The organism is Vreelandella lutescens (assembly GCF_014640815.1).
In the GTDB taxonomy this organism is placed as follows: Bacteria; Pseudomonadota; Gammaproteobacteria; order Pseudomonadales; family Halomonadaceae; genus Vreelandella; species Vreelandella lutescens.
This window is the reverse complement of sequence record NZ_BMHM01000001.1, coordinates 684,595-699,673: the sequence shown is the minus strand read 5'-3', so window position 1 is coordinate 699,673 and position 15,079 is coordinate 684,595. Positions and strand designations below refer to the sequence as shown.

The following is a 15,079-nucleotide window of genomic DNA, read 5'->3' as shown; positions in this document are numbered from 1 at the left end:
GTTAGCCAATGAAACGACAAAAACGTGATCGCTTCCAACGGGCTTATGTTCACGGCTATAAAGCGGGCATTACGGGTCGCTCTCGTGATGATTGTCCCAGTCAAGATGTCAATTTACGCGAATATTGGATGAGTGGTTGGCGTGAAGGTCGCGGCGATCAATGGGATGGGATGACCGGCGTTTCCGGTATCCACAAAAACCCCATGGTCATGACCTAGTTAGTTTACCTTTTACTTAAACATTTGGAGAACGGAGCCCGCTGCCAAGCGGGCTTTTTATTGCTTCGACGTAACGTTTCCACTTACCGTCTCAGCTTGCCGCTCAGTTACCCTGCTTTAGCGCGTTGGCACACTGCCGCACCAGTGCTGGACCTTGGTAGATCAAGCCTGAATACAGCTGTACCAGATCAGCCCCGGCAGCTATTTTCGTCTTCGCCGCTTCACCGCTATCAATACCGCCTACCCCGATAATCGGCAGCGTGGGAAGATGCGAGCGCAGCAGACGAATCACCGTATTGGATGCTTCAAACACCGGCTTGCCGGAAAGCCCGCCCGCTTCTTGAGCCTGGGGGTCATCGCTCACGGCCTCGCGGGAAACGGTGGTATTGGTGGCAATCACGCCATCCAGCTCGTTACGGGCAATGCTGCCTGCCACTAACGCCACTTCCTCTTCGCTCATGTCCGGCGCAATTTTGACCAGCAGCGGCACGTTGCGGCCTGCTTGGGCATCCAGCTTGCGGCTTTGAGCACGAATGGGGCCTAACAGCGCGTCTAACTGTTCGCCAAACTGCAGCGTACGCAGCCCTGGCGTGTTGGGTGAGGAGATATTCACCGCAATATAGTCCGCCGCGCCGTGCACCGCGTTGAGGCAGGCCAGATAATCATCCAGCGCATGCTCAACCGAGGTGGTTAAGTTTTTGCCGATATTGATGCCCACAATGCCGTTGTAGTGACGCTTTTTAACCTGGGCAACAAGATGCTCCACCCCTTTGTTGTTAAACCCAAAGCGGTTGATGATCGCCTCGTGCCCGGCTAGGCGGAATAAGCGAGGCTTAGGATTACCCGGCTGTGCTTTAGGGGTCACAGTGCCCACTTCTACAAAGCCAAACCCTAGCTCGCCTAGGGCATCGAGGTGGTCGGCGTTTTTATCCAGTCCGGCAGCCAGCCCGACCCGGTTAGGAAAACGCAGCCCCATGAGTTCGACAGGGTCACTCACCGGCTCGCCGTACACGCGCTTAATGCCGCCCACCTTGTGCAGCGCGTCCAGCGCGTTCAGCGCCATGCCATGGGTCGTTTCCGGATCTAGGCGAAACAGCAGTGAGCGGGCAATTGGGTACATCAGCGAGACTCTCCTGAACGGTGGGCAAAGTGCGGGGCGGGCGCAGTATAGCGCACATCGCCCCCGCTTCGCAGGATGAAAAAAGCCGCGCCCTGGTCTCCCAGGGCGCGGCTTTTCGCCTAGAACGCTGCTTTTCTCATAGACCCCGTCAGGGCTTATGCTTCGCTATCGCTCTCCGCTAGATCGACCAGCTCACGAACCGCGACGGCAAACAGTGCGAATCCGCCTTCACTTCCGCCACGCACTTCGTCGATCAAGCGGCACCAGCGGCGGTGCAGCTCAGCGTGCTGCTCCAACCACTGGGCCACCCGCTCCTGGGTGTCGCGGCTGCCCGCCTCCAGCTTCAGGACGCTTGTCGTCAGCGCCAGCTGCTGGCGGTCGATATCATCGCGGAAGGTTTCCCGTGCCTGGGCCTGCCAGGAGTCGCGCACTTCCAGGTGCGTGACCTGCTGGATCATCCAAGGAAGCTCCAGGCGGCTGCCGATTTCGTAGAACACCTCGGCGACCCGCTGGGGCTTCTCGTTGGTGATGCGTGCCGCTTGAATAATGCCCAACCCAGCGTAGAGGCTCGGTGCCGCAGCCACGGTGGCAGCCAGTGCTTCTGGCACACCTGCAGCTTGCAGCTCGTCGCAGCGCTTGCGCCATGCCGCCTGCTCTTCACCGCTCAGCAGCTCGCCAATACTCTCTTGCAGCTGCGCCAAGCGCGGGCCGAAGTACTCGATGGTATCTTGGGTCGTTAATCCCAGATGCTGACGCAGGAACCAGCGCGTTGCACGACGAATCATGCGCATCAGGTCCAGCATCATGGAGTACTGCACGCGACTGGGCACTTGGTTATCCAGCGCCTCGATCTGCGCCCACAAATCGGTCAGGTTGAAGGCATCCCGGGCCACCACATAAGCGCGGGCAATGTCGGCTCGGCCAGCACCGGTTGAATCCATCAAGCGGCGTACGAACACGATCCCCATGTGATCAACGAGGTCGTTAGCCACCTGCGTTGCCACAATTTCCCGCTTCAGGCGGTGGTCGTACATCTCGGTCTGATAGCGCTCGGTGAGCACGGCTGGGAACAGGCGCTCCAGGTGACGGTGAATATAGAGATCATCCGGCACGTCGGAGTTGATCAGATCGCCCTTCAGGGTGCTCTTGGCGTAGGAGATCAGTACCGACAGCTCCGGCAGATGCATGCCCTGGTTGTTGCTGGCACGCTCTTTCAGCACGTCATCGGCAGGCAGGAACTCCAGCTCGCGGTCGATTTGACCGGCAGACTCCAGCTCGCTGATAAAGCGGCGGAACGGCCCCATGCCATGGTGAGACAGGATTTCCGATAGATCCAGCGCCTGGGTCTGACGGTAGTTATCCAGAATGACCAGGTCGGCGACCTCTTCGGTCATGTCGGCCAGCAGCTGGTTGCGCTGCTTGTCGGTCATATCGCCACGCTTGACCACTTCATCGATCAAGATCTTGATATTGACCTCGTGGTCAGAGCAGTTCACGCCGCCTGCGTTATCGATAAAGTCGGTGTAAACACGCACGCCATTGGCAGCGGCCTCCATCCGGCCACGCTGGGTCAGGCCCAGGTTGCCGCCCTCGCCGACCACGCGGCAGTTAAGCTCCTTACCGTTAATGCGCAGCGCGTCGTTGGCTTTATCGCCCACGTCCGCGTCGGTCTCTTCAGAGCTTTTCACGTAGGTGCCGATACCGCCGTTCCAAATGAGATCTACCTTCGCCTTGAGCATGGCGCGAATCAGATCGTTGGGCGACAGGCGGGCTTCTTCGATACCAAACACCTGCTGCATTTCTGGCGTGATGGTGATCGACTTAGCGCTACGGTTAAAGACACCGCCGCCCTGGGAGATCAGCTCGCTGCTGTAGTCTTCCCAGCTAGAACGCGGAAGATCAAACAAGCGCTTACGCTCGGCAAAGGCCGCAGCCGCATCGGGGTTCGGGTCGACAAAGATGTGCATGTGGTTAAACGCACCGACCAGCTGGATCTTGTCGGAGAGCAGCATGCCGTTACCGAACACGTCACCCGCCATATCACCCACACCCACTACGGTGAACAGGTCTTCTTGGGTATTCACGTCCAGATTTTTGAAGTGACGCTTCACGGATTCCCAGGCACCGCGGGCCGTAATCGCCATCTTCTTATGGTCGTAGCCGTTTGCGCCGCCTGAGGCAAAGGCGTCGCCCAGCCAGTGGCCATACTCTACGGAAATCGCGTTGGCGATATCGGAGAAGGTCGCGGTGCCTTTATCCGCGGCAACCACTAAGTAGGTGTCATCTTCATCGTGACGCACCACGTTTTGCGGCGGTACTACCTCGCCACCCACGAGGTTATCGGTGACATCCAGCAGCGCGCGAATGAAGATTTGGTAGCACGCGATGCCTTCTTTCTGCTGGGTTTCGCGGTCGGCATTTTCCGGCATGCGTTTACACACAAAGCCGCCCTTCGCACCGACCGGCACGATGACCGCATTTTTCACCTGCTGCGCTTTGACGAGGCCCAGCACTTCGGTACGGAAATCTTCAAGACGATCCGACCAGCGCAGGCCACCACGCGCCACTTTACCACCGCGCAGGTGAACGCCTTCGACACGCGGCGAGCAGACAAATATCTCAAACGCCGGGCGCGGTTTAGGCATACCCGTTACTTTCGACGGTTCAAGCTTGTAGGAGATGTAATCCTTAAAGCGGCCATCGTCGGTTTTCTGGTAGTAGTTGGTGCGCAGGGTCGCTTGGATCAGCTCCATAAAGCGACGCAGCAGCTGGTCGTCGTTCAGACTGGCAACGCCTTCCAGATGCTCGTTCAGGCTGGCAAGGCACTCATCGACGCTGCTGGGCTGCTGGGCCGGGTCGAAACGTAAGCGGAACAGCTCTACCAGGGTTTGAGTAATGGCTGGGTAGTTAGCCAACGTCGCAGCGATATAGTCCTGGGACATGCCGAAGCGAATCTGCTTCAAATAGCGAGCATAGCCGCGCAGCATGGCGACTTCGCGCCAGTCCAGGCCAGCACCGATAATCAGCCGGTTAAAGGCGTCGTTATCGGCCTCGCCTGCCCAAATGCGCTTGAACGCTTCGCTGAAGGTGTCACGCATTTCGCTCAGGTTGACGCCTTCGCGGCTGTGTTCCAGCTCAAAGTCGTGAATCCAGTAGCGCTGCTGCGGCGCATTGATATCGTAGGGGCGCTCGCCAATCACGCGCAGGCCGAGATTTTCCATCATCGGCAGCACATCAGAGAGCGGAATTTGCGACTCGCGGTGGAACAGCTTCAGGTTCATGCCACCCGCCTGCTCTTCCAGCGGGCGGTAGAGCGACAGCGACAGATCGTCGCCGTTATCCAGATTCAGCAGATGCTGGACATCGAACACCGCCGTGCGGGCGTTGAAATCTTCCCGGTAGCTGGCTGAAAACGCATCGTGGAACTGATCGATCAGGTGGTTCGCACGCTCTTCGCCGAAGCCGTCGATCATCGCCGCCTGCAGGTCGTCGCGCCAGCTGCGGGCTAAGCGGGCTACCTTGCTCTCCAGGCGCTTTAGATCGTACTGGCTGGGGGCGTCGCCGTTGAAGCGCAGGATTAGCTGAATGCGCGCCAGCACTGACTCAGACAAGTAGGTGTTGAAGTCACCAAAATGGGCGTCCAACTCGTCGCACAGCATGCCCTGAATGCGCTGACGCAGGTCGGTAGAGAACACATCACGCGGTACAAACACCAAGCAGGAGTAGAACTTACCGCTGACATCCGCGCGAATAAACAGGCGCACCTGACGGCGCTCGCGAATATTCAGGATACCCAGCGAGGTGCTGGCCAAGGATTCCGTGCTGATCTGGAACAGATCGTCACGGGGGTACACTTCCAGCACCTGCAGCAGCTGCTTGCCGTTGTGGCCCTGGGGGTTAAAGCCAGCGATGTCCATCACGGCTTTGAGCTTGCGGCGCAGCAGCGGAATATTGCGCGGCGACTCGTTGTAGACCGTGGCCGTAAACAGGCCAAAGAAGCGACGCTCGCCGATCACATTGCCATCATCGTCGTAGCGATCAACGGTGATGTAGTCCGGGTAGGTGGGGCGATGCACGCGGGAGTGGTGGGCGCTTTTGGCAAACGAGAGCAGTTGCGGCACCAGCACGTAGTCGTCGTGCTCGTCGATACCCTCTTCGGTGCGGATACGCTCGCGGTAGCGCGGCTGATCCAGCCGGAACACGCCCAGCACGCTGTTAGGGTCGCGCTGCAGCTCGTTACCTTCCAGCAGGTACTCGTCGTAGCCTAGGAAGGTGAAGTTGTCCTTCAGCAGCCACTCCAGAAACGCGATGGCTTCTTCGTGGTCATCCGGGTCGATTTGCGGCGGGCAGTTTTTTTCCAGCTCTTGAATGGCGGAGGTAATTTGCCCGCACATGGCGTCAAAATCGCCGACGGCGGTGCGCACATCACGCAGCACTTCGTGAAGATTGCGCTCAATTTTCGCCAGTGATTCGGCGTCAGTGTGGCGGTCTACCTCAATCACGATGAGCGATTCACGGGCGTCCGGCGCGTTTTCATCTTTGGGGGACGCCAGCGCGCTGAGCTGATGCTGCTGATCACGCGCCACAGCGAAGACGGCGTTTTGAATAGCGTGAACCGTGAGACCGCGACGGTTGAGCTCAATGCGTACGGAATCTACCAAAAACGGCATATCTTCGTGCAGCACGGCCACAAAGGTGTGGGTGGACTGCCAGCCGTGCTCTTCAAAGTCCGGGTTAAAAATACGCACTTTGGGGCTTTGGGCATCATGGTGCTGTAAAAACTGCCAGATAGACAGCGTCGCGCCGTAAAGGTCGTCCAACCGACGGTCTACCAGGTCTTCCACCGGTACCGTGGCGTAAAAGTGGCGCGCAAAGGCTTCAATGGCGGCTGCCCGTGCTGGCTCCAGTCGCGCTTCCAATCGCTCTTGTAGCTGCTTTAAAAGATCCCGCCGACTCTCTTCAATCGCAACGTAATGCATCCATCACCTCGACTGCCTGGGGCCACTACATAGGCCAAAAAAACGAAGGACAATAGGCCTTTAGGCCACTCTACCTGTTAGCTTACGCTACCCAGGACCGCCACCCTAACCATCTGACAGGTTATTCATGGTGTATGCCGCTTGTGCATCATAAGCACTATTGACAAGTTCAGCGTATCAGCTTTGTGAGGCCACTTGTGGCGACCGACGGGTCAGCAATACGCCACACTCACAGTGGTGAGTAAACGGGAACTGATCAAATAGCGCAAAACGTTCAATGTCGTGGGTCTTGGTCAGTAGCGTTAGGTTCTCGGCAAGCGTGGCCGGGTTGCATGAAATATAGACGATTTGAGCGTATTCGCTGATTTGATGGCAGCTTTGCTCGTCTAGCCCTGCTCTGGGCGGGTCGACTAGCACCGTCGAAAATTCATACTCGTCTAACGCCATTTCCGCCACGCGGCGACCCTCTTTTTCCCCTTTCAGCGCCAGTGCAAACTCTTCCGCCGACATACGCGCCACGTGGGCATTGGTCACGCCGTTGGCTTCAAGGTTAACGTTGGCGCTGGCAACGGAGGTACGTGAAATCTCGGTGGCCAGCACACGGCGGAAGTTCTCAGCCAAGGCAATCGTGAAGTTGCCGTTGCCACAGTAAAGCTCCACCAGATCTTCTGCTTGGCGGCCTTGCGTGGCTTCTTTGGCCCAGCTCAGCATGGTTTGGCAAATGTGGGCGTTGGGCTGGGTAAAGCTGTTTTCTACCTGCTGGTAGTGCAGCGTGCGTCCATCCACCGTGAGCCGCTCCCACACGTGATCCTGAGTCAACACCAGGCGCTGCTTACGCGAGCGACCAATGATCATGATATCTAGGGCTTTTTCCAGGGCGCGGGCTTCGGCTTCCCACGCGTCGCCCAGCGGGCGGTGATAAATCAGCGTAACCAGTGCTTGCCCCGAGAGCGTGGTTAAAAACTCCACCTGGAACAGGCGGCGGCGCAACTCGTCGCTGGCAAGAAAAGCGTCGCGCAGTTTGGGCATGAGTTCATTGATGTGGGCGCTGGCCACCGGAAACTGATCTAAGCGAATCACTCGCTTGTTTTTGGAGTTTTCCGGGTCGACCTCAAACATGGCATAAAAGAGGTCGTCCTCCTCATGCCAAATCCGAAACTCGCAGCGCTGGCGATAATGACTGGGGGGCGAGGGGTACACTTCAAGTGCAGGCGTATCAAACGCTGCAAAGGTGTTCTCTACGTAGGCTTGCTTCTCAGCCAGCTGTTCGTCGTAGCGTGCGGGGTCTACTGTAGGGATCGCCAAGGTGGCTCCTCATTACTCACTATGAATTGCGGAAAATATGTTCTGTAAAACGACTGCTTAGCAGACGCTGGGCAGCAAAAGGGGCCGTGGCGCGCTAAAACCATAGCGGGCAAGCCCGTCAGTCAGCGTTTGGGCAGGGGCTGTGGTGAAGCAACGTCCATCTTGAGCGCGGCTGACTAGGTTGACGGCCACTTGACCTACCCTACGGGCAATAGCGTCGCCGGAGTCCACCCACGCAAGCGGCGTTGGGGCAAGCGTGGCCAACAGCGGCTGCAGCAGTGGAAAGTGGGTGCAGCCAAGTACCACTGTATCCAGTGCGGGGCGCTGCTCAGTTGCCTGCCACAGCGGTGCTAGCGCCTGCTGAATGCGCGGTGCGTTCAACGGCACGCCAGCCAGCCAAGCCTCCGCCTCAGTGACCAGCGCATCAGCGGCTATTTTGGTGACCACACAGTCACTGGCAAAACTGTCGATGAGTGTTTGGGTGTAGGGCCGGTTAACCGTGGCGGTGGTGGCCAGCAGGCCAATATGACGCGAGGTGCTGATGAGCGCGGCGGGTTTAATCGCTGGCACCGTGCCAATCACCGGAATCGTTAGCGCTTGGCGCAGGCCTTCAAGGGCCAGGGTGCTCGCCGTATTACAGGCTACCACCAGCACGCTGGCATCACAGGCTTGCACCGCGGCTTGGCAAACCATCACTATGCGCTGTGCGAGCGTGACATCGTCACGCAGGCCATAAGGCAACCACGCGTTGTCGCAGGCGTAGCATAGGGCCGCAGAGGGATAGTGCTGACGCAGCGCATGTGCCACGGATAGACCGCCCACGCCAGAATCAAAAATCAGTATTGGCCCTGACATTACCCCTCACCTACGCAATCCGCCCTGTTGAAACCCTGCGTTGATTAACGCGCTATTTACCGCACCCATCACGCAGTGGCATGACAGTTCAGCTGCCCATAAAAACGGGGCGCTAGTTTAACACGCCCCGTTAGGCTCTGAAGATTTTGCGTTTGAAAGGGTTGTTACAGGGCGGGAACCTCAGCGCCGCATAGCTCGGCATAGAGCTCTGGGTAGGCAAGCTGTAGGCGCTCTAGCTCTTTTTCAGCTCCATCTGGCAGCGCTTGACGTAGCTCTTCCATGTCTTCAGCGCTGAAGTGCTGATCAATGAGAGGGAAGAGTCCTTCTCGCTCATGGCGTAAATAGCCGCGATGGGCTTCCAAATACGCTTTTAAATCCTCGGCAAAACGATCCATGGGGAGAATGTTATCCATGAGGATCATGTCGATATCGTGGGAAAGGCGCATTAAACGAGGTTTTAGCTCGCGATAATCGCTGGCCATTTGCTCCATCAGTGGAAGCTGTTGGGGTGCCTGAACCTGCAACCGCTCAACGCAGATACGCTCTAGGGGCGTTGCAAAGCCATCCATGTAGGACAAAATGTAGTCCACTACCTCGCGCATTAGTTTGAAGTCGGGCCGTTCACCGCTGGCCAAGGTTTTATGCTTTAACTGCAGCACATGGAGCATTCGCGCCATGTTGGCATGATCTAGACGCAATTGGTTTAACATCGTGCCGTCTCCTTTGTAAGTGTCATGCCTGCTGCTTTCTCCCTACGTAAGCATTAGGCACACGATCATGAGCTGGGTTCTACTACACTAGCGTTAATCCTTGCCATGCGCCTCTGAGATTATCAAAACATAGCGGGCGCTTATTCACGGTTATGCCAAAAGGTAGCCTGACGTTACGCTATTTACCACAGACACTTGTTCAGTGCTGGTTGTTCAACGTCTCGATTTACAATGGAAGTTTATATGGATCTTTTTGACGCGACCCCAGGTGAAGAGGCTCCTCTGGCCTATCGCATGCGCCCATTGACCCTGGATGAGTACATTGGCCAGCAGGCTCTGGTTGGGCCGGATAAGCCGCTGCGCCGCATGGCGGAGTCAGGCGTGGTGCGCTCAATGATTTTATGGGGGCCGCCGGGAGTCGGCAAAACCACCCTAGCAGAGCTATTAGCACGCGCGTCTGAAGCACATCTTGAGCACCTCAGTGCCGTGATGGCTGGCGTAAAAGAAATTCGCGCAGTGGTGGAACGCGCTCGACAGCGCAGTTCGCCCACGCTTCTCTTTTTAGATGAGATTCACCGTTTGAACAAGAGCCAGCAGGATGCCCTACTGCCTCACGTGGAGTCTGGCCTGTTAACGCTGATTGGTGCGACCACCGAAAACCCCTCCTTTGAAGTGAATTCGGCGCTACTCTCCCGCGCACGGGTCTACGTGTTGAAACCACTTACTCAACAAGAGCTGATAGAGGTCATGACACAAGCGCTGGAAAACACCCAGCGTGGACTTGGCAAACGGGCCATCGACGTAGAGCCCGGAGTGTTAGAGGCGTTAGCACACGCTAGCGCAGGAGACGCCCGACGCGCCCTGGGACTGCTGGAAACCGCCTGCGACTTTACCGAGCAGCCGAATGGCCGCGAAGTGCTGCGCAAGGCGGTTCTGGCGGATGTGGTGGGGCATCAGTCCAGTGCATTTGATAAACAGGGCGATGCGTATTACGACCTGTTATCCGCTATTCATAAATCGATCCGCTCATCGCGTCCTGATGCCGCGCTTTTGTACATGGCGCGATTTATCCAAGGCGGTGGCGACCCGTTAGATATCGTACGACGCTTAACTGCGATTGCGTCAGAGGATGTGGGCAATGCCGACCCGCGCGCGCTACCGCTGGTGATTGCCGCCTGGGATGCTTATTTGCGCCTGGGTGATTATGAGGGCCAGCGAGCGATTGCTCATGCAGCGATCCATTTAGCGGTGGCTCCGAAAAGTAACCGTATTGACCGTGCCTGGAAGAGTGCCCAGCAGTTTGTGCAGCAGCAGCCCCAAGTGGACGTACCCAGCTACCTGCGTAACGCGCCCACCAAACTTATGGAGCAGCTAGGCCATGGCGAGGGCTATCGCTATGCCCATAACGAGGCAGATGGCTACCCAGCGGGTAGCGCCCACGACTGCTGGCCAGAAGACGTACCTAAAACGCGCTTCTATGAGCCGAGCACGTTTGGCCAGGAGAAACGGTTCGGGGAGATTATGGCGTGGCGGGAAAACCGCGATCAGGAAGCAGATCAGGCACCCTAAGGTGCCTGATTGTCAGGTAGCGGGCAGCATTTCCAAACCGCCACTACTTCTTACTCGCTATTCACTACCGACAAGTTACGCTAGGGCTAAAGCTCTTCACGGATAACGTCGGTACCTTCCGGAATCTGGAAATCAAACAGAGCACGGTCGATATTACCGTTGCGGGTAATATCACTGAACGTAATGGCTGTGCGCTGACCAGTGCTGTCCATCATCCATAATTCTGTCAGTGTATCGCCCTCAAAGACCATACTGAGTTCTTCAAACAGGGTATCTGCCAGCGTCGGCATCAGCGTAAACACATCATCGCCATCCTGCTGCTCGTAAAACACATCGTAGCTGGCCGTGAGTTCATCAGAACTACCTGATAGCAACAGCGCCGGGGTGTGCGTCACGCGGTCATCCATCGCTTGTACAGTGACCTGCTCTAAATCGGGGTCGTAGAGGTAAACATCGTCGCCGTCAGACACCACGGTTTGTGAATAGGGAGCTTCGACTTCCCAACGCAACAAACCAGGGCGCGATAGCCACATTTCTCCACGGGCGCTCTGTAGGCGCTCACCGCTACCGTCTAAAATCTGTTGCTCAAAGGTGGCGTGATAATTTTCCAGAGGATCTAAGCGCTCTGTGAGCCGTTCTGCAGCCTCGTTGGCCCATGCTGCCATTGGAGCAGCAAACGTTAAGCCGAGCGCACTGGCGGCGAGTGCCAACGCAGGTGAGCGACGATTAGAGGGTTCGCGCATGTTCTTTCTCCCTAGGCATTCATTGCCGAATAGCGGACGAGGCAAGGAGCGATAAGACGTTCCGTATGCCTCTCAGACGTGAAAAGCGCCGCAGGGTTTCACCGGCGGCGCGACTTTCACGCTTATTGCATGATTGGTACCGCCAAAGGCACGGTTAGTGACCCACCGGTGGCGGTGCCAGTACTTCGCGGGCACCGTTGGTTCCCATCGAAGAGACAACACCGGCACTCTCCATGGCGTCCACTAAGCGCGCGGCGCGGTTATAGCCAATTTTGAAGCGACGCTGCACGGCCGAAATAGAGGCTTTGCGGGTCTCGGTGACAAACTGCACGGCTTCATCGTAAAGCGCATCTTGCTCGGCATCGTCGCCATCAACACCTTCCGCTTCCAGCCCGGTCAACGCATCGGCAGAAACGCCGCCCGAGAGGATCTCTTCGATATACTCCGGCTCGCCACGGCGCTTCCAATCATCGACTACTCGGTGAACTTCATCATCATCCACAAAGGCTCCGTGCACACGGTTAGGCGGCCCAGACCCTGCGGGCAGATAGAGCATATCCCCGTGGCCTAACAGGCTCTCTGCGCCCCCCTGATCCAGAATGGTACGCGAGTCGATGCGCGAGGAGACTTGGAAGGCCATCCTTGAAGGAATATTCGCCTTGATCAGGCCAGTGACCACATCCACCGATGGGCGCTGAGTGGCAAGAATCAAGTGAATACCTGCCGCACGGGCCTTTTGTGCCAAGCGTGCAATCAGCTCTTCCACCTTTTTGCCGACAATCATAAACATATCGGCAAATTCGTCGATGACGACCACGATATAGGGCAGCTTTTCAAGAATCGGCGGCGTTTGGTGCATCTCCCAGGGCTGCGGCTCCCACAGTGGGTCAGCCACTTGGGCACCGGCACGCTCAGCTTCATCTAAACGTCCATTAAAGCCCGCAATATTGCGCACGCCCATGGCCGCCATCAGCTTGTAACGACGCTCCATTTCCGCCACGCACCAGCGCAGGCTATTGGCCGCCTCTTTCATATCGGTGACCACGGGTGCCAGCAAGTGCGGAATACCATCGTAGACCGACAGTTCCAGCATCTTAGGGTCCACCATGATCAGCTTGAGCTCATCGGGCTTGGCCTTGAGCAGCATAGAGATCAACATCGCATTGACCCCCACCGACTTACCCGAGCCGGTGGTACCGGCCACTAACAGGTGGGGCATCTTGCCTAGGTTAGCCACCACCGGGCCGCCGCCAATATCTTGACCCAGCGCCATGGTCAGCGGCGAGCTCTCCTGCTGATAGCGATCAGAGTCGATCACTTCACGCAGGCGAATCATCGCGCGGTGCGGGTTAGGTATTTCAATACCCACCGTTGGCCGACCGGGAATCACCTCTACCACGCGAACGCTTTTCACCATCAGCGAGCGGGCAAGGTCTTTCGCCAGATTGCTGATCTTAGAAACTTTCACCCCGGCGGCCGGCTTAATCTCGAAACGCGTAATCACAGGCCCAGGCCAAGTATCAACAACTTCCGCTTTAACACCGTACTCACGCAGCCGCACTTCGAGAAGCTCGGCCATATCGGCGAGCTGTTCATCAGTGTAGTTAGGCTGATGCGGCTCTGGGGGCGTTAACAGCTGCAAACTCGGCACATCGCCTTCGGGCTCTGAGAGCGTTTCAAACGCTGGGCGCTGGCTCTGCAAATGCTCAACGGTCCACAGCGTTGGGCCGTTATCCGCTTCCGCTTCAGCGGGTTCGGTTGAGAACGTTGGCTCATAGCGTGAGCTGGCCGCAGGGGGTGCGGGCGGCACCACCGGACTGACGGGCAGCTCATCATCCTCATCTTCGTCCCACACAGGCTCCGGCACGACTTCCGGCACGCGCTCCCGACGGGGCTCGGCGGCGATAGGCGGTGCTTGATAAGCTGGCGGAGTGGCGTCGCTACGTAGCGACACCGGCTCTGGGCGAACGGGCTCAGGCGCTTGCTCAGCTTCTGGCTCGGGGCGACTGGTGAACGCCGCAGGGGCCGTTGCCTCTGTAGGCGCTGGCGCTGGCTCATCCCGGAAAGCCCGTAGCGGTACGGAGGCTGCATAGAGCTCGTCGTCTTGCGCTTCTGGCGCCGGTGCTGGCTCGGCTGGCGTACTCGTGAGTGATACGGGCTCCTCAACCGGCACCGCGGGTTTAGGCGCTGGCGCTTGCTCGGCTGCCGCATGAACGGGCTCCGGCGAAGGTTCGCTGACAGGGCTTTTCGCAGAGGCTTGCGCAGGCGCTTGTTCAGGCTCTTCCACTGGCGCGGGCGCAGGCTCCGCCTCTTTGGCAGATAACGGCATCAGCGGTTCGCTAGGCGCGGCGGGCTCAGGCGCAGGCTTAGCGGCCTCGGGCTCCGGCATGACAGTCGCTGGTGCTGGCGAACGGTGATGAGCGGTCGCATGGCGCTCGCTCAATAGCGAGGCGGCCTCCCAGGGAATGGAGGTATCCGTCACAGAGGGAGCCTCTTGCGACTCCTCTTCTGGCGCTGAGAAGCTTGGTTCGCGGCGCTCACGGCGGCCTGTCGGTGAGCGCTCACTCACGGCGCTGCGCTCCGACGGTACAGGTGCTTCGCTGGCGCGGGGTGCGACCTTAATGGAGGGCACCTCCTCTTCCTCATCCACCGCATCCGTACTGGTATCGCTAGGCTCGGCCCAAGAGCGCTGTTTTACTTTTTTAGCAGCGGCTTTAGCGGCTGCGCGCACAGAGGCACGCTCAGCCCGCCTCTCGCGACCTTTGGCACGGCGAGCGCTAAACCAGCCGCCAATACGACACAGTTTACGCCCCACTTCATCGGCCACCTGTAGCCACGACATGCCACTAAACAGCGGGAAGCCAATAAGTATCAATGCGGCGGCAATCAAACCCACCCCACCGCTACTAACTAGCGGTTTCAACGTGCCTACTAGCCCTTCTCCTAAGATGCCGCCTGAGGCATAGGGAAGGATGCTGTCTGGGTGATAGAAGTGCAGCGCGCCCAGCATGGTCGTGCCGAACATCAGCAGCACCAAGCCACCCGCGCGCACGGCAATCGCGACGGGGTCTAACTCGAAGCGCACCTGGCGTGAGCGCATTAGCCACCAAGCCGCATAGCCAAACATACCGGGCCACCACAGGGCGCTTGCCCCAAGCAGTGAATAAAGCACGTCGGCAAGCCATGCGCCGACCGGACCCATCCAGTTGCGTACATCTGTTTCTGGACCTTGATACGACCAGCCTGGATCCGCTGGGTGATAGCTAAACAGCGCCAATAACAAAAAGACGCAAAGTGCTAACATCACAACGACCACCCCTTCACGGGCGGAACCTTGCAGACGCAGGCCAAAACGGCGCGCCTTATCCTTTGCGGCATTCACCCGCGTCGATGAATGACTACTAGATGGTGACTGACGCGACTGTCGCTGCGTTCGCTTGTCTACCGCCTTATTTACTTTCAAGCGATTCTCCCTTTACACCACACGGTGTCTTTAATCCACTTGCGAGTTTGCATCATACCGAGCATCCTTCCGCCGTCACAGCGCTTCTATAGAAGCCACTAGCAACAGGAGCAAGCG

9 protein-coding genes are annotated in these 15,079 nt (G+C 57.9%); 2 read left to right on the top strand and 7 right to left on the bottom strand.

Going from position 1 to position 15,079, the window contains the following annotated elements:
• Window positions 1-8 precede the first annotated feature (8 nt).
• Window positions 9-218 carry a ribosome modulation factor gene (rmf, locus tag IEW65_RS03230; RefSeq protein WP_009722578.1) on the top strand — a complete coding sequence of 70 codons (210 nt, stop codon included), beginning with the start codon at window positions 9-11 and terminating at the stop codon, window positions 216-218.
• A 103-nt stretch (window positions 219-321) separates the two neighbouring features.
• Here the strand turns inward: rmf and IEW65_RS03225 are convergent, their stop codons facing one another.
• The 5 genes from IEW65_RS03225 to IEW65_RS03205 all read right to left on the bottom strand — a co-directional run bounded on the left by IEW65_RS03225 (window position 322) and on the right by IEW65_RS03205 (window position 9,187).
• The gene (locus IEW65_RS03225; protein ID WP_188638062.1) at window positions 322-1,338 is read right to left on the bottom strand and encodes a quinone-dependent dihydroorotate dehydrogenase; all 1,017 of its coding nucleotides are present in this window, start codon (window positions 1,336-1,338) and stop codon (window positions 322-324) included.
• 155 nt (window positions 1,339-1,493) lie between these two features.
• Entirely contained in the window at window positions 1,494-6,317 is a 4,824-nt protein-coding gene (locus IEW65_RS03220) for an NAD-glutamate dehydrogenase (protein ID WP_188638061.1), read from the bottom strand.
• Between the two features lie 177 nt (window positions 6,318-6,494).
• On the bottom strand, window positions 6,495-7,622 hold the full coding sequence (trmA, locus tag IEW65_RS03215) for a tRNA (uridine(54)-C5)-methyltransferase TrmA (RefSeq protein ID WP_188638060.1): 1,128 nt from the start codon (window positions 7,620-7,622) through the stop codon (window positions 6,495-6,497).
• A 57-nt stretch (window positions 7,623-7,679) separates the two neighbouring features.
• Complete coding sequence (murI, locus tag IEW65_RS03210) at window positions 7,680-8,477, bottom strand: glutamate racemase (protein WP_188638059.1); 798 nt, start codon at window positions 8,475-8,477, stop codon at window positions 7,680-7,682.
• 164 nt (window positions 8,478-8,641) lie between these two features.
• Window positions 8,642-9,187: a hemerythrin domain-containing protein gene (locus tag IEW65_RS03205; protein WP_188638058.1), complete on the bottom strand. Its 546-nt coding sequence runs from the start codon at window positions 9,185-9,187 to the stop codon at window positions 8,642-8,644.
• Between the two features lie 243 nt (window positions 9,188-9,430).
• On the opposite strand from IEW65_RS03205, the gene IEW65_RS03200 reads away from it, so the two are divergent.
• Entirely contained in the window at window positions 9,431-10,756 is a 1,326-nt protein-coding gene (locus IEW65_RS03200; RefSeq protein ID WP_188638057.1) for a replication-associated recombination protein A, read from the top strand.
• Between the two features lie 86 nt (window positions 10,757-10,842).
• Here IEW65_RS03200 and lolA read toward each other — a convergent pair whose 3' ends face one another.
• Together lolA and IEW65_RS03190 are read right to left on the bottom strand one after the other, a co-directional pair.
• The gene (lolA, locus tag IEW65_RS03195; RefSeq protein WP_188638056.1) at window positions 10,843-11,499 is read right to left on the bottom strand and encodes an outer membrane lipoprotein periplasmic chaperone LolA; all 657 of its coding nucleotides are present in this window, start codon (window positions 11,497-11,499) and stop codon (window positions 10,843-10,845) included.
• A 154-nt stretch (window positions 11,500-11,653) separates the two neighbouring features.
• Entirely contained in the window at window positions 11,654-14,962 is a 3,309-nt protein-coding gene (locus tag IEW65_RS03190; protein ID WP_188638055.1) for a DNA translocase FtsK, read from the bottom strand.
• Window positions 14,963-15,079: the final 117 nt, after the last annotated feature.

Bases quoted from the DNA above. Each gene is read 5' to 3' on its own strand.
- IEW65_RS03205 (WP_188638058.1), bottom strand. From the start codon at position 9,187: ATGTTAAACCAATTGCGTCTAGATCATGCCAACATGGCGCGAATGCTC.
- rmf (WP_009722578.1), top strand. From the start codon at position 9: ATGAAACGACAAAAACGTGATCGCTTCCAACGGGCTTATGTTCACGGC.
- IEW65_RS03220 (WP_188638061.1), bottom strand. From the start codon at position 6,317: ATGCATTACGTTGCGATTGAAGAGAGTCGGCGGGATCTTTTAAAGCAG.
- IEW65_RS03225 (WP_188638062.1), bottom strand. From the start codon at position 1,338: ATGTACCCAATTGCCCGCTCACTGCTGTTTCGCCTAGATCCGGAAACG.
- murI (WP_188638059.1), bottom strand. From the start codon at position 8,477: ATGTCAGGGCCAATACTGATTTTTGATTCTGGCGTGGGCGGTCTATCC.
- IEW65_RS03200 (WP_188638057.1), top strand. From the start codon at position 9,431: ATGGATCTTTTTGACGCGACCCCAGGTGAAGAGGCTCCTCTGGCCTAT.
- lolA (WP_188638056.1), bottom strand. From the start codon at position 11,499: ATGCGCGAACCCTCTAATCGTCGCTCACCTGCGTTGGCACTCGCCGCC.